The organism is Lachnospira pectinoschiza (assembly GCF_900103815.1).
Lineage (GTDB): Bacteria > Bacillota > Clostridia > Lachnospirales > Lachnospiraceae > Lachnospira > Lachnospira pectinoschiza_B.
This window is the reverse complement of record NZ_FNHZ01000009.1, coordinates 1-22947: the sequence shown is the minus strand read 5'-3', so window position 1 is coordinate 22947 and position 22947 is coordinate 1. Positions and strand designations below refer to the sequence as shown.

At 35.2% G+C, this 22947-nt stretch carries 19 protein-coding genes, 1 pseudogene and 1 riboswitch; of the genes and pseudogenes, 5 read left to right on the top strand and 15 right to left on the bottom strand.

Going from position 1 to position 22947, the window contains the following annotated elements; translation table 11 throughout:
* The first annotated feature begins 18 nt into the window (after positions 1-18).
* On the top strand, positions 19-201 hold the full coding sequence (locus tag BLQ66_RS12360; protein ID WP_408606431.1) for a helix-turn-helix domain-containing protein: 183 nt from the start codon (positions 19-21) through the stop codon (positions 199-201).
* Between the two features lie 23 nt (positions 202-224).
* On the opposite strand, the gene BLQ66_RS11035 is transcribed toward BLQ66_RS12360, so the two are convergent.
* The 4 genes from BLQ66_RS11035 to pepT form a co-directional block, all read right to left on the bottom strand.
* Positions 225-2678: an amidohydrolase family protein gene (locus BLQ66_RS11035; RefSeq protein ID WP_074522198.1), complete on the bottom strand. Its 2454-nt coding sequence runs from the start codon at positions 2676-2678 to the stop codon at positions 225-227.
* 71 nt (positions 2679-2749) lie between these two features.
* A complete protein-coding gene (gene ybaK / locus BLQ66_RS11030; protein ID WP_074522197.1) occupies positions 2750-3229 on the bottom strand; it encodes a Cys-tRNA(Pro) deacylase in 480 nt (159 codons plus the stop codon).
* Between the two features lie 196 nt (positions 3230-3425).
* Entirely contained in the window at positions 3426-3677 is a 252-nt protein-coding gene (locus BLQ66_RS11025; protein WP_074522196.1) for a hypothetical protein, read from the bottom strand.
* 20 nt (positions 3678-3697) lie between these two features.
* Positions 3698-4930, bottom strand: coding sequence for a peptidase T (gene pepT / locus BLQ66_RS11020; RefSeq protein ID WP_074522195.1), 1233 nt, complete (start codon positions 4928-4930; stop codon positions 3698-3700).
* A 182-nt stretch (positions 4931-5112) separates the two neighbouring features.
* Here pepT and BLQ66_RS11015 point away from each other — a divergent pair, with 182 nt between their 5' ends.
* Both BLQ66_RS11015 and BLQ66_RS11010 read left to right on the top strand, forming a co-directional pair.
* Positions 5113-6204 (top strand): papain-like cysteine protease family protein, encoded by a 1092-nt coding sequence (locus BLQ66_RS11015; protein WP_074522194.1) that lies wholly within the window; start codon positions 5113-5115, stop codon positions 6202-6204.
* On the top strand, positions 6180-6686 hold the full coding sequence (locus BLQ66_RS11010; protein WP_074522193.1) for a hypothetical protein: 507 nt from the start codon (positions 6180-6182) through the stop codon (positions 6684-6686). Before BLQ66_RS11015 ends, BLQ66_RS11010 begins: the two co-directional genes overlap by 25 nt.
* A 51-nt stretch (positions 6687-6737) precedes the next feature.
* Here BLQ66_RS11010 and BLQ66_RS11005 read toward each other — a convergent pair whose 3' ends face one another.
* Positions 6738-8405, bottom strand: coding sequence for a glycoside hydrolase family 13 protein (locus BLQ66_RS11005; RefSeq protein ID WP_074522192.1), 1668 nt, complete (start codon positions 8403-8405; stop codon positions 6738-6740).
* A 319-nt stretch (positions 8406-8724) separates the two neighbouring features.
* On the opposite strand from BLQ66_RS11005, the gene ascB reads away from it, so the two are divergent.
* The gene (ascB, locus tag BLQ66_RS11000) at positions 8725-10215 is read left to right on the top strand and encodes a 6-phospho-beta-glucosidase (protein WP_074522191.1); all 1491 of its coding nucleotides are present in this window, start codon (positions 8725-8727) and stop codon (positions 10213-10215) included.
* Positions 10216-10648: 433 nt separating this feature from the next.
* On the opposite strand, the gene BLQ66_RS10995 is transcribed toward ascB, so the two are convergent.
* From BLQ66_RS10995 to thrH, 3 genes are all read right to left on the bottom strand, one after another.
* The gene (locus BLQ66_RS10995; protein WP_074522190.1) at positions 10649-11917 is read right to left on the bottom strand and encodes a 6-phosphofructokinase; all 1269 of its coding nucleotides are present in this window, start codon (positions 11915-11917) and stop codon (positions 10649-10651) included.
* A gap of 862 nt (positions 11918-12779) precedes the next feature.
* Positions 12780-13991 (bottom strand): Gfo/Idh/MocA family protein, encoded by a 1212-nt coding sequence (locus BLQ66_RS10990; protein ID WP_074522189.1) that lies wholly within the window; start codon positions 13989-13991, stop codon positions 12780-12782.
* A 120-nt stretch (positions 13992-14111) separates the two neighbouring features.
* Complete coding sequence (thrH, locus tag BLQ66_RS10985; RefSeq protein WP_027431312.1) at positions 14112-14711, bottom strand: bifunctional phosphoserine phosphatase/homoserine phosphotransferase ThrH; 600 nt, start codon at positions 14709-14711, stop codon at positions 14112-14114.
* 276 nt (positions 14712-14987) lie between these two features.
* On the opposite strand from thrH, the gene BLQ66_RS10980 reads away from it, so the two are divergent.
* A complete protein-coding gene (locus tag BLQ66_RS10980; RefSeq protein ID WP_074522188.1) occupies positions 14988-16259 on the top strand; it encodes an ATP-binding protein in 1272 nt (423 codons plus the stop codon).
* 57 nt (positions 16260-16316) lie between these two features.
* Here BLQ66_RS10980 and BLQ66_RS10975 read toward each other — a convergent pair whose 3' ends face one another.
* From BLQ66_RS10975 to BLQ66_RS10945, 7 genes and pseudogenes are all read right to left on the bottom strand, one after another.
* Positions 16317-16871 (bottom strand): hypothetical protein, encoded by a 555-nt coding sequence (locus BLQ66_RS10975; RefSeq protein WP_074522187.1) that lies wholly within the window; start codon positions 16869-16871, stop codon positions 16317-16319.
* A 33-nt stretch (positions 16872-16904) separates the two neighbouring features.
* Positions 16905-17012 (bottom strand): annotated as a pseudogene (locus BLQ66_RS10970) (flavin oxidoreductase); the annotation flags it as partial.
* Between the two features lie 120 nt (positions 17013-17132).
* Positions 17133-18620, bottom strand: coding sequence for a hypothetical protein (locus tag BLQ66_RS10965; protein WP_074522186.1), 1488 nt, complete (start codon positions 18618-18620; stop codon positions 17133-17135).
* 309 nt (positions 18621-18929) lie between these two features.
* Positions 18930-19005, bottom strand: a riboswitch (cyclic di-GMP riboswitch).
* A gap of 135 nt (positions 19006-19140) precedes the next feature.
* Complete coding sequence (locus tag BLQ66_RS10960) at positions 19141-19848, bottom strand: RloB family protein (protein WP_083330358.1); 708 nt, start codon at positions 19846-19848, stop codon at positions 19141-19143.
* A complete protein-coding gene (locus BLQ66_RS10955) occupies positions 19848-21200 on the bottom strand; it encodes an AAA family ATPase (protein ID WP_074522184.1) in 1353 nt (450 codons plus the stop codon). The genes BLQ66_RS10960 and BLQ66_RS10955 overlap by 1 nt, the downstream gene beginning before the upstream one ends.
* A 224-nt stretch (positions 21201-21424) precedes the next feature.
* On the bottom strand, positions 21425-21985 hold the full coding sequence (locus tag BLQ66_RS10950; RefSeq protein WP_074522183.1) for a flavin reductase family protein: 561 nt from the start codon (positions 21983-21985) through the stop codon (positions 21425-21427).
* A 563-nt stretch (positions 21986-22548) separates the two neighbouring features.
* Positions 22549-22947: RNA-guided endonuclease InsQ/TnpB family protein (locus BLQ66_RS10945; protein ID WP_143453009.1), on the bottom strand; the 399-nt coding region annotated here is incomplete at its 5' end.

Here is a 22947-nt window from a genome sequence, read left to right as displayed (position 1 = left end):
GGTTCTGTTACACCACCAATTGCCTACTTAAATCAAATTCGTATGCAACATGCTGCTAATTCTCTAATAAAAACAAATCAAAGTATACAAGAAATATCAGCAAGTGTAGGAATTTATGACTCTAATTACTTTGTGAAAATTTTCAAAAAAGAATTTAATCTTACTCCAACGGCTTATAGAAAAAAGCTGTGGCAGAAATAAATATCTGCCACAGCTTGTAATTACTATTCTTGTTTTTTTCTTAGTTTTTCCATAAGTTCGGCTAGCTTTTCATTTTCATCAAAAGAATAAACATATCCATGTAGGGACTTAGCCTTTTGCATTAGGACTTTCGAATTTGCCCAAATAAAGATTGCAGATTTACCCTTACCGTTTTTAGCCTCCTGAATTAAGTTAGCTGCGGCACTATTACCATCAAAGGCAATTACCATAGATGGACGACGTTCAAAGATTTCATAGTTGAAACTCTTATAAATACCCATAGCTTGCGCTTCTGTAGATACTCTTACCTTAACCCCTGCGTTCTTGATTTTTTCAGCTTCACGCTTGGTTACTACCGCTGGTACGAAAGAATAAATTCTAAAATTCTTTTCATTATGTTCTAGAAGATATTTCTCATAACCTGAAATCTTGTGACCTATCACAAAGCAAACTTCCTCTGGATTTAAGTATTCTAGCATTTCGTCAATCTGCTTTGTAGCATTTGTACTAAGCTTAGTCGCACGACTTTCAGTATTAAAGCTTCCACCCACTAAGACAATTGGGAATCTATCCCAAGTAATTTCTTGAATATGTTCTTTTAATTCCTTGTTAGAATCATACTTAAGCTCATGCTTTGAATTGCTAGATTTAATCTTAACTGTCTGCATCTTATCAAGTAAAACTTCCTCGAAATCCTTATTCTTTACAAGTCTTTCAAAGGCTGCCTTCTTATCAGAATAAGCCTGCTGGCTCTCTTCAATAATCTTCTTTTCAGCATCCTTCATAAGTTGCACTTCCTTATCGGTTAGGCCAAGCATTTTCTTTAAAGATAATTCTTCTTCGATGGCGTCTGTTCCGTAAAGGGCTGCTCCATCAGTACCCTGAACGCAGGCGATGCCATGCTTTAGATACTGCTTTAATGGATGCTTTTCAAGTGTATTTAAATTGTTTAGTCGAACATTACTTGAAATCTGGAATTCAAGTACAACGTTATTATCAATTAATTGCTTTAAAGTCTCCTTACCCTTCTTACTTGTAAGGCTGTAAGTGTAAAGTCCATGTCCAAGGCGCATCTTTGGCATCTTCTGGCCTGGTGCAAGGGAATCCTTAACGCACTCGATAGAATGGGCGATGTTGTCCTTCTGGCTATCATTTTCTCCAGCATGAACTCGAATTACAAAACTAGGATCTGCTGCGGCAATCTTAACTAATTCCTTAAAGGCTGGCTTTAAAGTGATGATGTCGTTAATTTCCTCACCAACAAAATCGCAACCTGCAACATATGGATCAAGAGCTGTAGCCTTTAATACCTCGAGATTTTGCTCAAGATAATTATCTGGAGTTACGGCATCCTTAATAATTGTAAGTGGAATTCGTCTCATGGCTGCGAGGAACCTAATCATAACGCCAGTTTCCTGATAGATGCTTGGCATAACTTCATGTACCTGACGTAACATTTCAAGAGATTCATACTTTTTAACAAGTGTTGTATCACTGATTTCGGCATAAACAATGCCCTGTCTTTTATAGCTTCTTGCTATCCAAAGTAACTTATCTTGGAAAATTGTGTTGTGGCAATATGCAGGATTTTCCTTATCTCGAACCATTTGCATAAGAGCTGCTCTTACATCTTTATCTGGAATCATGTCTTTTTTTATCAAACTAATCTTTTCCTCAGACTCAACGCCCTTACAGAAAACATAGCGGTAAATGTAAACCTTCTCAAGGTTAGTAAATACGGCCTGTCCATCCTTAATAACTGCAAGAGAACCGCGGATTTTGACAATATTTTCCTCAGCATTATCCAAGTTATTAAGAATTAAATCAGCGAAATTAATGAAAGTATTATCGTTAATTTTACGGTCAAGATACTTGCCCTTAAGGTCTGAAGTTACGAACTGTCTTGCAACCTTCTCCCTTTGCTCTGCTAGCTTATCCCACTGACTCTGAGTCAATTTAAGGTCTAACTTCTTCACATAATAAAGCGGATATCTAATCTGATGGGCAATACCAAGGGCAATTAGCACATCACCTGTTAGATTACCGTTCATATGAGTGTGGAGATCTGCTCTAAATTTTAAATCCTTTCTAATGAAAGTCTCAAAAAGTGTTTTATCAAGAGGAAGTAGGGCCTCCTTTGACTGACTAAGTAAAGTCTTAGCGATTGCAGGTATTGTGGCCTTAACTTCAACACTTCCATCCGGAAAGATTCTCGCAATCTCAGTATCTCCGAATTTGAAAATGTAATTCTCCTGATTGTTTCCATCAATAAAGCAAGGAACCTCGCCCTTTATAATGAGCATATCGTTCTCGTCCTTAGATAATTTCAAATCACAAATCTTGGCAATATTACGAATTAAGTTACCAGATGCGTGATTTGGTGTTTTTAAAATGTAGTAGATTCTATCTAAATCCTTATACAGATTTACGATAATATCTTTTTCCTTATCAAGAAAAAACCATGTAAAATAAGTCATCTTGTTAACCTTTCTATAATCTAAGTTAATGTGTTCTAAAATTTTATCTCATTTATAACTTCCGTAAAAAATCAATCCATTACAATATCAGTAACTTCGGCTCTTATTACCTTTACTAAATCCTTAGGATCTAGTTCAAGCGTTAAGCCAACTCGTCCACCACTAATATAGATTTTGTCATAATCTAAGCAACTACTATGGATTACAGTTTTAAAATTCTTCTTCATACCAAGTGGGCTACAGCCACCTCTAATATAACCTGTAAGTTTAGTTAAATCATTTACGTGAATTAGCTCAACATTTTTCTCACCCACAGCTTTAGCGGCCTTTTTAAAATCTACTTCAAGGGCAACTGGAATTACGAAAACGTAATGTTCTCCTGACTTTCCAACAGCAACTAGAGTCTTAAAACTTCTATCTGGGTCATGACCTAGAATCTCGGCTGAATGAACCCCATCTGTAAATTCCTTCTCATCATAAGTTTCTTCTGTATATGCAATTTTATTTTTCTCTAAAAAACGCATAGCGTTTGTCTTTGCTTCTTTAGCCATTGTATCACACTCCTTATATATATTATGATATCATACCATATTATTTTTAAGATAAAAGAGTCTTTATTCTTTTTTTACTAAACATTGTAACAAATTTAATATTATTCTTCCAGTGAATCGCAGTTTAAACAAAAAACCGAATTTAGATTTTCAAATCCAAATCCGGTTTTTATTATCTTTATCTTACAAATTTATCTTAAAAAAGCCATATAGCAAGTGCAAAAACAATAACTGCAAATAACACATATGCAATTGATTCTATGACTTTTTTCTTTATCTCTTTTTCTTTATCTAAACATATTCTTGCCACAACTACAAACACAAGTAAAAGCATCAATAGCCCAACAGTTCTATGTGATAAGATAATATGTTTTTTATATCCTATAAACATAAAAACTAGAAGTGATAAATATATCAAATCAAATACTCTACTTAAATATTTTCTCATTAGTACTTACTACCTTTCTCTTATTTAGCAAAATTACAGCAAGCAAGTAATCCAAGCATCTCTGTAATCTTTTCCATAGATTCTACGCATACATATTCATAAATACCATGGAAGTTATGTCCACCTGCGCAAAGGTTTGGACAAGGTAAACCCTTATATGAAAGTGCTGCACCATCTGTACCACCACGAATTGGAACTACCTTAGGCACTACATCTAACTTCTTGAAAGCTTCAACTGCACCATCTACTAAGAACATGTAATCTGGCTCAACCTTTTCTCTCATGTTGTAGTATGTATCTGAAATATCAGCTGTTACTCTACCTTCACCATACTTCTGATTTAAGAAGCTTGCAACTGACTTAAGTAATTCCTTCTTAGCTTCAAACTTAGCTCTATCATGATCTCTTACAATATACTGTAACTTAGCCTCGCTTGTATTACCTTCCATGCTAATAAGATGAATGAAACCTTCGTAACCTTCTGTGTATTCTGGCTTTTCATTCTGAGGTAACATTTTCTCAAATTCCATAGCAATTGAAGCTGCGTTAACCATCTTATTCTTAGCTTCACCTGGATGAACATTTCTACCAGCTACCTTAATTACTGCAGCTGCAGCGTTGAAGTTTTCAAACTCGATTTCTCCAAGAGCACCACCATCAACTGTATAAGCAAAATCTGCACCAAATCTTTCAAGGTCGAAATGTGCTGTACCAACACCGATTTCTTCATCTGGTGTGAAGGCAATAGCGATTCTACCATGCTTTCTTTCTGGATGATTGATGATTTCGCTAGCCATTGTCATGATTTCTGCAATACCTGACTTATCATCTGAACCAAGAAGTGTTGTACCATCTGTTACAATTAGTGTCTTTCCCTTATAATCAAGTAATTCTGGGAAATCAACAGGACTCATCTTAATGTCCTTTTCCTTATTTAAAATGATTTCGCTTCCATCATAGTTTTCAATTCTTCTTGGCTTAATATCCTTACCACTAGCATCTGGTGCTGTATCCATGTGTGAAATAAAACCAAGAGTCTTAGTATTCTCTGGATCATTAGCTGGGATGTGACCATAAACATAGCAATACTTCTCATCAAGATAAGCATCCTCTATACCCATCTCAAGCATTTCCTTTTGTAACATTCTAGCAAGATCAAACTGTCTAGCTGTACTAGGGCTTGTCTGGCTTTCATCATCTGATGTAGTGTGAACACTAACATATCTTAAAAATTTTTCAATAACTTCTGACATATATTCTCCTACCTTTGTATAAATAAATGTTTTTGCCTCATGATTATAGCACATTTACTTATAGTTATAAACTCTGCATTCATAGGGCCTTAGATTTGAAAATATTATATTTTTTATTTACTTTTAATATTATATATATTAAAATATATTATAATATATTTTTATTTAAAAAGGAGGATATTATGAAAAAATTAAACTTTTTTACTTTTTTATCATTATTAGTTATTATTATTGTATTTTTTAATTCTCGTACAACAAAAGCTGAAACCTGTAATAATTTGAACGTAAGCAGCTTATCTATATCGTCTAATTATGACGATTATGCAAAAGAAGTTTATTTACAACATTTAAATGTATTAATAAAGACTGGAGATTTAAAACATTCTATTTCAAATTATTATCTTGGACATCCATTTACAGTTTTCAACGTTACCAACGATAATTATAATGCTTGTTATCCAATTATTTCTAATATAGACAAAAAGATTGAAGCTATATTGGAAATAAATTATGATACTTCCTTTTCAGCATCAATGTCTATTTCTTTTTCTAAGGAATTAAATCAATTCATTTCAGATTATAGTGGAAATTATGCATTTATTTCAGATGGTATTAATTTATATGCTTATAATGAAACACAATTAATTAAAATTTACAGTATGTTTGATAATATCAATTTTTTAGATATAAACACTGTTAAAAACTCATCGTTCAATTATAATAATACTACATTGCTTAATTATAATGATTTGCTTAATAAAATAAATGTTACTTATCAACCTCAACGTTACAATTTAACAGGTATAGATCGTCCATCATCATATAAAACCATTAATGTTAACGGGGTAAGTCAAGTTGGTAACACTTGTTGGGCAGCTACATGTGCAGCTCTAATTAATTATTATAAAAACACAAATTTATCCTGCCTAGATGTTGCCAAATATGTTTATGGAGATAATTGGAATAATGGTGGAACATGGACAGAAATTAAAAAAGCATATAACCATTGGAATCTTTATCCTAATCAAACAGGAACTATAAGTTTTACACAAATAAAAAACAATATTAATAATAACAAACCCATGCATTTAGGTTTGACAAATCATTCTGTTGGATTAATCGGTTATGAATATTGGAATAGTTCTAACAAAATACTTATTTTATTAGAACCAAATGGTGGTAGACACAGTAGCGTTTCATTAAATGCTAATGGGAATTTTTCATATGAGCTAGGAGGGGAATCAAGATCATGGAAATACACAAGATACTTCTAAAGTTATCTATTATAACAATTATATTAAGTATAACTGCTTGTTCTACTTCGGTTAAATATAGCTCAATCTTCCCAAGAAATGAGAAGGGTTATCCAAAAGCAAACTGTCTTATAATTAATAAAACTGTCTACACTATTGGTGATACCTCTTTAAATTATTTTGATCAAAAAAAATACGAAGTTAACATTTCCCGCGAAAGCCTTAAAAATAACACCCTTACTGTTGTTTTACCTACCATGTACGTAATTAACACTTGGATAATCTCTGACTCTAATGACTATAAAGCCATAAATACTGACATAGAAGAATGTTACATTAAAGGGGTTGTCCCAGAAGGTCCCTCATCTGACCTAAAAATTTTTAAGATTGAGATTTCAGATAATTGCCAATCAATTTCCTTTAAATGGACCAATGTTAATTATATGAACGAAGATTTTGAGAATATTGAAGAAGATTCATTATTATTAATAAATATAGACTAAAATAAAGAGATGAAAATTGTTTTACATGCAATTTTCATCTCTGTTAATTTATTACTCATACCTATAAACTCTGCATTCATAGGGCCTTAGAATATCTAGTCTATGTCCATCCTCGTAATTACTAAGTTTGAGCTCTCCCTTTAATCCTTCATATTCTTCTGGCATTTTATAGCTTATATATTTCCCTTTTAAATTACAGATTATTAAAAACTTTTCTGAAGATAATGTTCTTTCATAAGTATATACATTTTTATCCTTAGGAAAATATTCCTTATAGTCGCCCCATATGAGTGCGTCGTTATCTTTCCTTAATTTAAGGGCTTTTCTATAGAAATTTAAAATGCTCTTTTCATCCTCTTCCTGGGCTTTTACATTTATCTTCTTATAGTTTGGATTTAAGTAAAACCAAGGTTTCACAGTTGAAAAGCCGGCATATTTTCCATCAGACCATTGCATAGGCGTTCTTGCTGAATCTCTTGAGCCCTCGCCAATGTAGTAAAGGCGCTGGGATTTAGACTTTTTAGTATGGAAAGTCATGTATGCATTTTTAGAGGAAATATCCTCATACTTATCGATAGAATTTAAGCGGAGGTTAGTCATACCAATTTCCTGTCCCTGATAAATAAAAGGACAGCCTTGAAGGAAAATGTAACTAGCAGCCAAGCTTGTAGCACTCTCCCTCCACATCTTCTCACTACCATATCTACTAACAACCCTTGGATGATCGTGATTCTCAATATATACGCAGTTCCAAGATTTGCCATTCATAGCGTACTGCCATTTTGAAAAGGCCTTCTTATATTTAATTACACTAAATGGTCGCCTAATAAAATCCGAGAGGAAATTATCGGCGTTCATGTAATCAAAGGTAATTACCATGTCCAAAGATTTTGTCTCTCCTGTTAAATAAGGCATTGCCTTATCTGGACCTGTCATTGGCATCTCACCCATCTGGAAGCAATCGTAATCCTCGCAGACTTCTCTAAATTCCTTCATATACTCATGAATATGTGGACCATGCTGAGTGTAGCGAAGACCATTAATCATTGGAAGCTCCGGATAGCCATTAGGAAGTCCTTCCACTTTAGATATAAAGGCAATGGAATCTTCTCTAAAGCCATCCACACCTAAATCAAGCCAAAAGCGCATAATATCTTTGATTTCCTCACGAACCCTTGGATTATCCATATTTAGATCAGGCTGTTTCTTGGCAAAAAAATGTAAATAATACTGTCCTCTTTCTTCGTTATATTCCCAAGCTTTCCCTTCAAAAAGCGAGTTCCAATTATTTGGAAGTAACTTCTTACCTTTTTTATCTGTCTTGCCATCGCGCCAGATATAGTAATCCTTATAAGGGTTATCATCCCCACCCTTACAGCTTTCCTTAAACCAAAAATGTTCATCAGAAGTGTGATTTATAACTAAATCCATAACAACCTTCATTCCTAGTTCATGAGCCTTATTTAAGACTTTTTTAAACTGCTCTAAATCACCGTAATCTGGGTGAATATCCTTGTAATCTGAAACATCATAGCCATAATCTGCATTTGGCGATGGGTAAATTGGCGAAAACCAGATTCCATCAATTCCCAAAGACTTGATGTATTCTAGCTTGTCATAAACCCCATATAAATCGCCGATTCCATCCCCGTTGCCATCTGCAAAGGAACGAATCCAAATCTGATAAAATGCCATATCTTTAAACCAATTATTATTCATACTTATCCCCTTTATAGTAAATTTGGCGTGCTTTAATAAGCCTACGGCTTTCTCTGAATTTTAGCACTATATACATTTTCACAAATCAAAATACTAATTATATTATAACTACAATATTAAATAAATTCAAGAATTCCTAGCACCGAGACTAAGGGCAAAGATACACATATATGTCAAGAATCGCGAGCGAGTCTTGACAATATACATCCATACAAAAGTGTGTTAAAATATTATCTAGAATTCACATTGTGTTAATATTTATATGTTAAATTCATAAGTAGAAAATATCACAATATAATAACGAATTTTGGAGGTTTTTATGTTACAAAAGGACTTTTTATGGGGTGGCGCAACAGCTGCAAATCAGTGCGAAGGTGGTTATAACAAAGGAGGCCGCGGCCTTGCTTTAGTTGATGTGGTTCCTGCTGGCAAGAACAGATTCCCAGTTGCTCTTGGCAAGCTATCATATAAGGATTTACCGGCTGATAGTTTTTATCCGGGCAGAGAGGCCATCGATATGTATGATCACTACATCGAGGACATCCGCCTTTTCGCTAAGATGGGCTTTAAGTGCTACCGTTTTTCAATGTCATGGTCTAGAATTTTCCCTAATGGCGATGAAAATGTACCTTGCGAGGAAGGTCTTAAATTCTATGACGAAATCATTGACGAGATGCTTAAAAATGGCATCGAGCCTGTAGTTACAATCTGTCACTTTGATGCACCTCTTGGCTTAATTGAAAAGTTTGGTGGTTGGAAGAGTCGTCAGATGATTGATAGATACTTGGCTTACTGCGAAGCCATTTTCACAAGATTTAAGAATAAGGTTAAATATTGGATTACCTTTAACGAGATCAACATGATTCTTCATCTTCCATTCATGGGCGCCGGCATTAGCTTTAAGGAGGGTGAAAATGAAACTCTCATCAAGTATCAGGCTGCACATTATGAACTTGTTGCTTCCGCTGCAGCTACAAAGCTTGCCCACAGCATTAACCCTGACTTTATGATTGGTTGTATGCTTGCTGCTGGAAACTACTATCCATACAGTTGCGACCCTGATGATGTGATGGATTCAATTAATAAGGATAGAGAAAATTATTTCTTCATCGACGTGCAGTCTCGTGGTTACTATCCAAGCTATGCTCTTAAGTTCTTTGAACGCGAGGGTATTAACCTTGATATGACTGTTGAGGATGACAAGCTTTTAAGAGAGAATACAGTAGATTACATTTCCTTTAGTTACTACTCTTCTCGCCTTACAAGTGCTAATCCAGAATTGACAGATAAGACTGCCGGAAATGTATTTGCAACTTTAAAGAATCCACATCTTAAGGCTTCTGAATGGGGCTGGCAGATTGACCCAGTTGGTCTTCGAATCACACTTAACAGCATTTATGACAGATACCAGAAGCCTATGTTTATTGTAGAAAATGGACTTGGTGCTAAGGATACTGTTATTAATACAGAAACTGGCAAAGAACTTACTCCAGGAACTGAAGAATTTAGAGAAGCTGTTAAGACTGGCAAGGCTGGCGTTAATGATGATTACAGAATTGCTTATCTTAAGGCTCATGTTCAGGAACTTATGAAGGCTGTGGAAATTGATGGCGTTGAACTTCTTGGTTACACACCTTGGGGTTGCATCGATTTAGTTTCAGCTTCAACTGGTGAAATGAGTAAGCGTTACGGCTTTATCTATGTTGATAAGGATGATGAGGGAAAGGGCGATTTAGCTAGATTCCCTAAGAAGTCTTTTGATTGGTATAAAGAAGTAATTGCAACTAATGGTGAAAGTACTAGAGAATAGACTTGCGATAGAATTTTTTAACTCAGTCGGGGTACAAGCTCCGACTGAGTTAAACGCTCCGCGAGGATGCGCACGGATTCGGACAGGAATTTGTCTTCTGAAGCAGACCCGAATCCGGCGCGCAAGACTCGCGAGCGAGTCTTGACAATAAATGTGAATCCGGCACATGGTGGAAATTGACCATGTGCCTTCTTTTATGACTTGGGTGGTGGCTTTAGAATCTGAGGTCGCAGAAATATATATTATTTTTCCTTTTCGTCAGATAAATGATATCATCTATCTGACGAAATGAAATAAGACATACCTTTCTCTGACACATTTTAAAAAAAATACAAATCAAAAAGTTTGAAGCCTCTACAAACACAAATAATAAAAAATGAGGCAGTAGGAAATTTCCTACTGCCCCAATAATTAAGAAAGATAGATAGTTAGCTTATTCATTGAATACCTTGTAGAGATCCTTGTAGCCTTTGGTATTCATTGTAAGATGTCTTGGAAGACCGTCTACCATCATTGGTGAATAGTCACCCTGAATTAATGGCTTTAGATAACTTACAAAATCATCTGTAACATAGTCTCCGTCCTTGTTAATCCACTCGCGTGGAACAACCTTTTCGCCGTTGGCGATTCTATGAACGTCGTAAACACCAGTTGTTGACTGGTATGGATCGTCTGATAATCTATCAATAACTACCATCATTCCTGACAAACCTTCATCTGCAGCCTTGATTGCTGCACCGCCTACCATAAAGGCTTCATTAATATCGATTCGGCTTGCAAGATGTGAAGCTGAACGCTGTAATGTAGAAAATTCTACAGAACGTGTCTTGCAACCTAACTTATCGTGAATATAATTTGCAAGATAAGCAGCTGTTCCTGTCATCTGGATATGGCCAAATGCATCTTTAGTGGAAGAGCCTGCTGAAAATTCGCAAATATATTTTCCTTCTTTATTCTTAATACCCTCTGATACTGCAGCTACTACGATGTCCTTTTTCTTCAAAAGTGCTTCCACCTTCTTTGTAAACTTATCAATATCAAATGGAATTTCTGGTAAGTAAATCAAGTCTGGACCGTCGCAATCTTCAGCCTTTGAAAGTGCTGTTGCACCTGTAAGCCAACCTGCGTTTCGTCCCATAACTTCAATAACTGTTACATTTTTCTTCTTATAAGAGAAACCGAGGCAGTCACGAATTACTTCCTTTGTTGATGTTCCGATGTACTTAGCAGCACTGCCGTAACCTGGTGTGTGATCTGTAAGTGCAAGGTCATTATCAATTGTTTTTGGACAGCCAATGAATCTTTGCTTAGCACCTGTAAGAATTGCGTAATCAGATAACTTCTGAATTGTATCCATTGAGTCGTTACCGCCGATATAGATTAAGACTTCAATATCCATCTTATCTAATAGATGGAAAATTTTTTCATAAACCTCTTTATCTTCGTGAATAGCTGGTAACTTATAACGACAAGTTCCAAGAAATGCCGATGGTGTTCTCTTTAATAATTCTAGGTCGAGTTCGTTCTTTACGTATTTTGACATGTCAACATACTGCTCATCAAGGAAACCTTGAATTCCATAACGCATACCATATACCTTATTAAATCCTCTATCCATTGCAGTCTTGAAAACCCCAGCAAGACTAGAATTGATAACGGCTGTAGGGCCACCAGATTGGCCAACTAATACATTACCCTTCATATAATGTACCTCCCCTATATATAATTTTACAAAAATCTCTTTAAGTAAGTATATCATAAATAAAATTATTTGAATAGAGTTTTTTTAGTGTTGGTATTATTTTTTGTCGCTAGTAGGCTGTTGGGGGGAGTGGGGGTTCTATTGAAGGATTTATGTGGGGAATTTTGTTTTTATTAGAGGATTTGCGGAGGGGAATTTGACTTTTGGGGAGGATTTGTGGGCGAAATTTTGACTTTTTTACTTGTATGCTTAATTTATAGCCACTGGCTATTTATAAGATTTCTTTGTTTCCCGGGAGATTTTTGGCTATAAGTGAGGATATCTCTTCTTTTAGCCACACAAATTTTAATTTCTTCCATGGTGTCTCACTAGTTCTGTGCTTTTTCCACGTCAACACTCAAGAAAAGTCACAAAGGTTTTTGATTTCTTCTGTTAATTCCGGAAATCTGTTGACTATTCTTCAGGTATCGCTAAATTACAGGCACACGCGAGAAATTTCCGATGCTTCCAACTTGCTTAATTTTAATGCGAGATGTGACTGTTTTTCAGGATTCGTTGAAGTTTAGTCACAAATCAAATTTCCGGCAATTCCAACTTGCTTTTAGGAAAATAGATTTGTTGGCTGTTTTCCGAGTTGATGGTGAGAATAGGCACAGAGCCCGGAAATTCCGAATAAATCGGAGCCACAAATTAGCAAGAACAGAATCTCTAGGGAAAAACTAGCTACTTATAAGCTCATAACGCAACAAAAGCGGCAAAATGATTGCTCATTCTACCGCTTAAATCCGCTTATTTCGTTAATTTCTGAAATCTCTAGACTATCTTACTTGCCTAGAGCTTCCTAAATCCCACAAATCTTTCTCTAGCCCAAAACCTCAGACTCATTATGTTTCATTTCATCTAGGAAATCTCTATATTCTTCGCCATTTACTGGGATGCGTACCTTCTTGCCTTTAAAGGCTGAGAGGTAGGCGCCGCAGGTAAGCTCTAGAGTGTTGATGCCGTCCTGGCCATTTGTGATTGTTGTTTCTGTTGCAATTGGAGTGTCTGTTGCTTCTGCTAATTGGTTGGCTATCTGACTTGAATTTTGATTCATCTTTAATTCTACTGCCTGGCCGAAGTTTTCTAAAACCTTTCTATATGGCTCGTCGCCAGATTCTGTTTCTAAGTCGAATTCTTCGTAGCTTTCCGATAATTCCTGAGTTGAGGAACATGTTGCATTTTTAGAATACTCCTCAAGGTCCCTTGAAAAGCGCCAAATTCTAAGTTTGTCGTCATCGATTCGGATGTGACCCTTAGTTCCGCTGATTTCAATATATCGCTCCTTGTGGCCCTCACCTGTGGAAAGAATGAAGACACCTGTCATGCCATCTTCGTAGTTGAAGTTGATGATGGCTTCGTCGTCTACGATGAAGTCATTGTATTTGCCCCAGTTGATGAAGGCGCCGACTTCCTGTGGCATGCCAAAGAGCCACTGCCACATATCAAGTAGGTGCTGGCCCTGATTAATAAGAGCGCCACCGCCCTCGCCCTGCCAGCTACTTCTCCACTCGCCGGAAGCGTGGTAGGATCTTGTTCTATAGTAACCTGTATCGATTTGTCTAACTGACTGGATGCGACCAATTTCACCATCGTCTAACATTTTCTTAAGCTTAATAAAACGGGAATATGTTCTTTGATGGAAAATGAGTTCGTAAACCACGCCTGCAAACTTGCTTTCCGAATACATCTGTCTTGCGCTGATTACATCAATGCCGGCTGGCTTCTCACAAAGCACGTGCTTGCCTGCTCTAAAGGCTCTAATTGCTGTATCTGGATGGAGTTTGTGAGGTGTTGTGATTATGATGGCGTCGAAGTCTGCCATTGCATTTTCATAAAGCTCATTCTCATTGCGATAAATCTTAACCTCGCCTTTATCTACAGCCCCGTCGCAATTCTCGTTAATCCACTGCGCTGCCTGACTTGATCTAGTGCACACGCAAGCCAAGGACAAAGTCTTAATTTCTCCCCTTGAAATCATCTTGGCGTAACGCTTGCCCATATGACCTAAACCTATAATTGCTACTTTTACCATAGTTTCCTCCCCTTTTATATAAAGAAATTTCTTAATTATAAAGAAAAAAATTCCCACGGCACTAGCTTTATGCATTAATGCCGTGGGCTATATTTCTATTATACAAAAATTTAGTAAAAATTAAAGAGCTTTCTTGATTGCTTCGTATAAATCGTCATATTCCTCGAAAGCCTGAAGTTCTGGGTATTCAGCCTTGATTGCATCTGTAGATCTAAAGAGGAAACCTGCCTTAGATGCCTTAATCATGCCTAAATCGTTGTGGCTATCTCCTGAAGCGATTGTTTCAAAGCCAACTGACTGTAAAGCCTTAACTGTTGAGAGCTTTGACTGTTCACAACGCATCTTAAAGCCTGTGATTTCGCCATTTTCTGCAACTTCAAGAGTATTGCAAAAAATTGTAGGTAAACCAAGCTTTTCCATAAGAGGCTTTGCAAACTGTGTAAATGTATCGCTGATGATGATAACCTGTGTGAGTTCTCTAAGGTCATCGAGGAACTTCTTAGCGCCTGGAAGTGGATCAATCTTAGCGATTGTCTCCTGGATTTCCTTAAGGCCAAGGCCATGTTCCTTTAAAATGCCAATTCTATACTTCATTAGCTTGTCGTAATCTGGTTCGTCTCTTGTTGTTCTCTCAAGTTCAGGGATGTTTGTTTCCTTTGCAAATGCGATCCAAATTTCTGGAACAAGTACACCCTCGAGGTCTAAACAAACAATATTCATGTCACTCATTTTCTTACTTCCTTCCTACATTCCTAAAGCCGCCATAAAGCTTATAGTTATGTCTTAAAAATATTACGGACAAATGTATTTCTGTCGCGGACATTAAGAATTATATCATAGAAAAGGGAGAATAGAAACTGGATTTTGAAAATGTATTGCAGAAATTTTCATCGTGTGTATACGATAAATTTCTTTATTTTTATCGTGTAGAAACGATAATTTTACTTGATTTTATCGTGTAGAGACGATAAAATAATATATAAGAGGTGATGTTATATGAATAAGAATATACTTAAACAAGTGATTCTAGAACAACTAGAAGTAATTGAAGAAAGCACAATTATAGACAGAAACTACCGTTTCGAAAAAAATATGAATTATATTTTGGTGGGACTTCGTCGTGCTGGAAAGTCTACTCTTCTTTATAAGATTGCAAGAGATCTTGTTAAGTCTGGAATTGACTGGTCTCAGATTATTTATGTAAACTTTGAAGATGATAGATTATTAGGTTTTCAAAAAGAAGATTTTAACGATATTGTTGAAGTGGCCTATGAACTGGCCGAAAGCAAGGAAATCTACTACTTCTTTGACGAGATACAGATTGTTGATGGCTGGGAACATTTTGCTAGAAGAATGGCTGATCAGAAAAAACACGTCTACATTACTGGCAGCAACGCCAAGATGCTAAGTTCGGAGATGGAAAAAGTTCTTGGAGGCCGCTATTTATCTAAGATGATTATGCCTTTTTCCCTAGCTGAGGTCCTTGACTATTTAGAAATCGACCACTCCAACAAGGCACTTTTAACTAGTTCTAAACTTGCCAAGATTAAGAATGCGACTAATAACTATATCAATTTCGGAGGCTTTGCAGAAGTGCAACATTTACTAGACAAAAGAGAATATATCAAAAGCGTTTACGAAAAGGTGCTTCTTGGGGACATTTCCGAACGTGAAAATATCAAGAATCAAACTGCCCTCCGCCTTATGGTTAAGAAAATCGCAGAAACTGTTATGCACGAAATCAGCTTTAACAAGCTTGCCGGCAACATTAAGGCAACTGGCGTAAAGACCTCGACAGATTCCATGATTGAGTACACAAGTTATGCAGAAAGCGCATTTTTACTGTTTAGAACAAGAAATTATGTGAATAAGTTTTCAGAGAAGGAGAGCACTCCAAGATTTTACCTCTATGATAATGGCCTGCTCAATCTCTTCCTAGTCGACAAGGCTTCCGCCCTTCTTGAAAATGTGGTCGCTTGCCATTTAAAGCGCCTCTACGGGGAGGATGTCTATTACTTTAAGTCAAGTAAAACTGGCATTGACATTGACTTTTACTTAGCCGAAAAAAAACTTGGCTTGCAGGTGTGCTATGAGCTTGAGTCCGCCTATGAAAGGGAGACTAAAAACCTCTTGGACTTTAAGGATAAGTTTGAAAATGTAGAGCGACTTGTGATTGTAACTCTCGACGAAGAAGACACTATAACTGAGGGTGATAAGACAATTGAGGTAATACCAATTTATAAGTTCTTGCTTATGGATGAGTTGTAAAAAAAAGACCATGAAATGCCATGCATTTCATGGTCTCTACTACTTTGCTATCTTGAATCAGTCTTTCTCCAGCCTCACTGCATTATTATTAGAACTAATCCTGTATTCATAAATCAAATCCTTAAAGCTATCTGTGGCCGATGATATGTAGTTTTTCTCATACTGCTCTCTTGTCTGCATATAGTAATAGATCCCCACTGCCTTGTTTCCATTTTTTTCTTTAAGATAGTCAATTAAGCCAGTGGCTGCCTTTAGGGCTTCTTCTTGACTTTGGAAAGGATTTACCATAAGCACGTAACTTGTGGCCTGGGCTCTCATCAATATGTCTCCATCTCCCTCCTCTAAAGAATTCACGCTAGAAAAAACTTGAAAATCCGTCTTAGGAAAATTTTCCCTAATATAAGTAGAAATTGCTTCCTCGTATTCTCTAGTCGATAGCATCTCCAGGTAATTGTCAGTATAACTCTCCTCTTCCAATTTAATTGTAACAATCTGCTCCTTATCCCCTGCCGGATAGACCTCCATGGAAGGCGAGATAAAGCCCGTACTATCAGCGTAATATTTGTAAAAGACAAAATCCTTATGATACTTATCCTCGATATAAGCAAGCATGGAACCGATTTAAAATAGTTCCTTACCTGAAACCCAGGCTGCATTCATGGCGTTTGGCACACCATTCTCATCATAAGTTGCTATAATCCACACTGGCTGTGGAAGTGTAAGTGGCTTTGGGTCAAAATTCTTTCTAGACATAAAAACCTCCTTAAGTAGATTTGGTTATTTACCTTGTCTACTTAAGGAGGTTTCTTTTTTTATTTCTATATTTCTATTTTTTGCTTCTAACTCTTTCGAATCTATCTTCCCACAATCTGATTAATTTTCTTCTTTAAATGTCTTTTCTCTAATTACAATTCCTAAAACTGCAAGTGCGGAAATTACAGCGATAACGATGAATAGAGATACATTTGCATAATCAGCGCCATCAACGCCTGAATTAGAATTTTCTGATTCAACTTTGTCTGTGTAAACTAACTGGTAATCAGAGAACTTGTCTGACTCAAATACAATGAAACCGTTCTCGATTGTTGTATCTAAGACATCAACCTTACCGTCATGGTATCTTAATACCTTGTAAGTTACATTTTCACCAATATCAGAAGGAACAGCAACTCTAAATTTAATTGCGTTATCAACTTCAGGAATACCGCCGTCTACCTCAATGTTAAGGAAAGCAATTGACTTAAATTCATTGTCTTCTACAACAGATGCAAGGGCCATCTTAGCCTCTTCTGTCGATGGTTCCTCAATCTGCTTGAATACGATGTCATCGTGGTATGGATCAGTTACTCTAGGAAGGTAGAGATATTCTGATGTTGATGAGGTGTCTTCTGTGTATATGAACATATCTTGGTTTAAATTATTATTTGATTCATTCACAGTTTTCATTGCTAAATAAAAACTTGTATTACCAGAAATATCTTTTGTCATTGTATAAAATGAGCCAAACCTCTCTTCTTCTGCTATTTTATTAGGATTTGCTGTTACCTCAGTTACAGTATGTGTTCCGTCAGATTCTTTCTTATCAACGATTATTTTATAATCTTTATTATTAGCATAGACTTCATCCTCTAAAACTACAACCTGAGAATATCCTTCAGGTAACTCTGTCAATTCTTTCCTAGTTATAACTGTAATTGTACCATTTACAACAACACTAACATCAGATAAAACTGTACACGAATTAGTTTCTGAATCTCCTGTGATTTCTGTTTCGTCTGCTAAACTTACAAGTAAATTATCAGCTGATAATTCTACTGAATCAGATGTAACAATACCAAGCTTTGATAATGCTTCTAACTTTAAAGCTTCTTTAACTTCAACTACTGCTTCATCACTTGTTGATGCAGTTTTACTAACCCCTGTAGTTGAGAAGCTATAATTAGAAAATGTGTAAACTTCTGTAATTGTGTATTTTGCAGGTTCAAATGTCATTGAAGTAAATGCATCAGCATTATCATCTATTATATCTGCAAATACAAATTCGTCTTTATATACCATATTCTGTACACCTATATCTATTTTTTTAGATGCCTTCTTGTAAGGTATACCACTTGTTCTAGCTTTTACATCTTTTGTAACTCCAGTTGTAACAACCTGACCCTCACCTGATTTAATTCCCCATGCTGCTTCTGCAAGATCTTCTTGTACTGTATAACCTATTAGTGCCACACTCTTATCCTTTTCCTCATCATAAAGCTCTGGTGCTAAAATCTGTGCATATACAACAGGTACAACACTAGTAACAAGAATTGCTACTAACATCGCTACAGCTAGGATTACTTTTCCCACTTTTAACTTCATCTTTTTGTTCCTTTCTTTCTTACATAAATCTCATTTAAACACTTAAACCCCTTATCATTTTCGTAATTATACTTAAATAAAAAAGACGTCACAGGGTACACCTATGACGTCAAAAAGTAAAGCGGACATTCGGAATCCGCTTCGCTACTTCCTCATGAACGCAGTGGCACTTTGTGCCACCTGTCAGAAGGGGCTTTAACCCCTTCTGACACTAGTAAGCTTTATACCCCCGCTTAAAGCTTACGCTTTTGAAGCGGGGGATTGCTTACACTGCGTTCAAATATAAATTTATCATATCTAACTAGTAGATAAGGCAACTGGCTGACATTTTACAGTCCCTATAGCTTTGCGTCATAAGATTTCTCTTATTTTGCCGTATTAAGTTTTCAAACGTTCACAATTTTATCACAATTATATAGTGATTACAACTATATGTTTTTAAACAAATATTTTTTACGTTTGATTTTTAACAATGTCATTATACGTTTGAAAACTTGTTTTATCTTTCCAAATTATCCTTTTAGTTACTAATTACTTTTTCATTAATAATCTCTGCAATTATTTGACCAATATTACTTGTAATCTTACCTTTAACATTATGAGTATCTTGATTGATATTTTTCTCTTCTTCTATTGCTTTTAGTATGTCATTAGCTAAGTCACCAATCTTTGGGTCCTTCTTTGGATCTATTCCAAGTTCTTCTTTTACTAATTCATATGCATATCCGTAAGAATTACCTTTTGTTGGTGTCATAAACTCCTTTTCATGACCCTTTATATATTTTTCATAAGCATCATCTAAATGCAATAATAAAAACAGCTCAAAACCTGGATTTGTTACACCCAAAATATTATCGCTTTCCTGCTCAACTTTCTCTACGATTTCGTCGTAATTTTTATACATTGTCTCAAAAACATCTGCATCAAACACAATAATAACTCGATCTAGTTTTTTATCATAATTATCTAGTTTTTTCTTTTGTTTAATAGCAAAGTCTACAAGTTTTGAAGGTGCTGATAAATGAGTATGTTTCCCTGTTTTTTCCATTAGTCTAATATCAATTAGTGGATGTATTCCTAATTTTTTTCTATTGTTTATTAATGATTTTATGTAATAAGGTTCAGTTTTTTCACCTTCACAGATAAAATAATAATGTCGATAAGGTTCTTTCTTTTCTTCTTGGTCTGTTGCTCTTTTATTCCAATTACTATAAACATGTACGGGCATTATTTTTCCTCCTGTGAAAATGTAAACTTCTTAAACACAGGTATTGCTCCATATCTACCTTCTAAGTATGCCTTACTTAAGACCTTGTCATATCTTTGTTTAAATCGATCTAGTGAATAAATTTTACTAGCATTATTATTATCTCTTTCAACAAACCATATTTCATCACGTCTAAATAAGCTTTGACTCATTATAGTATCTTCATGTGTAGTAAAGAGTAACTGAACTTTTTCATTAGCATGAGATTCCATAAATAGCTCTAAAAATCTTTCCGTAAGTTTTGGATGCAAACTTCTTTCCAACTCATCAATAACAAATATGACATCATCTCCATGAGAAATCAAAATATCCACCAAGTCAAACAATCTTTTTGTTCCATCAGATTCTTCACCATAATCAAAATCAGAATTTCCATGTTTTAATACTAATGTCCTAATCTCTGGTTCTTCATTTCCAATCTTTCTTACACTTATAAAACTATCGTTAAATCTCCATGATGCCTGAACTTTATTAGTATCACTGTTTTGAATTTGTTTTTGTAAATGATTCACTACATCTTTAAATAATTCCACTGGAATTATCTTATTTAATTCATCCATAGTTATGTTTTTTGTTAAAACTTCTGTGATTCCAGTATCAAATGTTCTAATTAAATTGCTAAGTTCGTCTAGACTCTTTTTATTATAAAAAATCTCCGAATTTGATATTCCTATTTCTGGAGTTAATATAATAATATTCCTATTCATCCAATCAAATACATCTTTAAAAAATATCAATTTAGAATTATCTTCGTATTTTTTTCCTCTATTCATTTCGGAAATAAATAGCTCATAATCATGTCCCGCGAAATCATCCGCATATACTTTAAATCTATTCTCCTCATTTATAGATGGCTTTACAGTATCTCCTAAATGAACCTTAGCGTTGTTATCTCTTGTGAAAAGCTCCTTAGCAACACCATTTTGCAACAGCTCAAACAACCATTCTTCTGTAATTATTCTCTTGGACAGAATACATGAAAAACCATAGGCATAAAACTTATTATCAATGGTAAACTGTAATTCAAATACACTTTCTCTATTTTCATTTTCTTTCTTGTTTCTGCAATAATGATTCATTGCATCCATTGGTATTCCACCATTTAAAGTCGCTTTTATTAATGCAAATGCTCTTATAATATTAGATTTACCTGAAGCATTCGCTCCATATATTACTGAATTTCTAAGTAAGCTAGTTTGTTTTATCTTAACCTTATGTTCTTTTTTTTCACGAATTTTACTAGATGAAATCATAGATAGTTCTTCTCGCGAATCAAAAGATTTGAAATTCTCTACCGAGATTCTAACTAACATAAACTTACCTCCTAATCTAAATAATTCGCCTATTTTTATCTTATTATAACTTTATTTTACCATTAAATAGGAATTTTGCAATCAGAATTTGCTTATAAAGAGATTTTTTCTCTAAATAAGTATTTTTATTAATGAACAATTATAAAAAAAACTCAAGTCTACTAGCAATCATCATTCTAGTAAACTTGAGGTTTTTCTCATATCTTCTTAAAAATCAATAACTTCTACATCAATTCCTTACCTGAACCCCAAGCATCTCCCACCTTTTCTCCTAACACGTGATACGCGTTGTTAAAGGGATCAAAGGCGATTGGTGCTACCTTAGAGATATCAACCTTGTCCTCTGTAAGTGCTGCTTCGTCAACGCTTACATTTACAATTTCACCCTTGAGGATGCAACTGTCATGGTCGAAGCTCTTGAGCTTGCATTCAAGGCACACTGCGAGTTCGTTGATAATTGGAGCATTTACTAATTCGCTCTTTGTAGCTGTGAAGCCTGCTTTTGAAAATTTATCTTCAGTCTTATTTCCTGAAGAAATACCTACGTAATCACAGCCTGCAACGTGAGCTGCATCAGCCATGCTGATTGTGAAAGCACCTGTCTTTTCAAAGTTCTTGCAAGTCTTATGGCCTACTGAAAGGCAAAGTGTAATCTCGTTGGATTCACTGATTCCGCCCCAGGCTGCATTCATTGCGTTTGGGACTCCATTTTCATCATAAGTTGCAATAATCCACACAGGCTGTGGAAGTGTAAGTGGCTTTGCGCCAAAATTCTTTCTTGCCATAAAAGCCTCCCTAATTGATTGATTGAATGAATTTTAATTGGATTAAATCTATTATATAACTTATTTCAAAAAATTAGTATAAAGAAAGAATAAAATTATAAATCTAATAGTTTTCTCAAATCCCATGATTTTATAATCTATTTATGGTATAAGATTCTAAAATGTTGATGTGTGAACATTTTTTCTTTCCAAAATGTTAATTGATGGACATTTTTGCTTTCCAAAATGTTGATGAACATACATTTTAACTTCTAACTCCTTCATCATAATTAATGTAAAATGGAGCTAAGCACACGCCTAGCTCCACCCTGTTTCAGTATCAATTCTACTATTCACTCTCTTTTATTGCGTCGATTATCTCTTCATCGGTACACTCAAACATACTCATTTCATATACCGTTACTGAAAACTTATAAAAAGTTATATACTTTATGTTTCATTCCTACTTCAGCGAGTATGCTTTTGATGGTATAAATACCTATCTACTCACAAGTTCTTGTACTCTCCATAGGCGTAAATTCCGAACTAACGTATCCGTACATATTTGCATTAACGTTTAAGTGTTAGCTTGCAAATTTTTCTCCATAAGCTCTTAGATTGATTGATGCTTGGAAATCTCTATCTATAACATTTCCACACTCACATCTATAAGTTCTATCAGATAGTTTTAGATCCTTTTTAATTTTCCCACAGCAACTACAAAGTTTTGATGATGGATAAAATCTATCAGCTATAATAAGTTGAATACCACTATCATTGCATTTGTATTCTAGTTGTTTTCTAAATTCATAGAATCCCTGATTTTGAACTGCTTTTGATAGGTGCCTATTCTTCATCATTCCACTTACGTTTAAATCTTCAATACAGATAAATCTTGGTTTTCGATTTACTATCTCAGATGTGGTTTGATTCAAATAGTTTTTACGGATATTTGTTAATCTGTGATTTACCTTGAGTAAAAG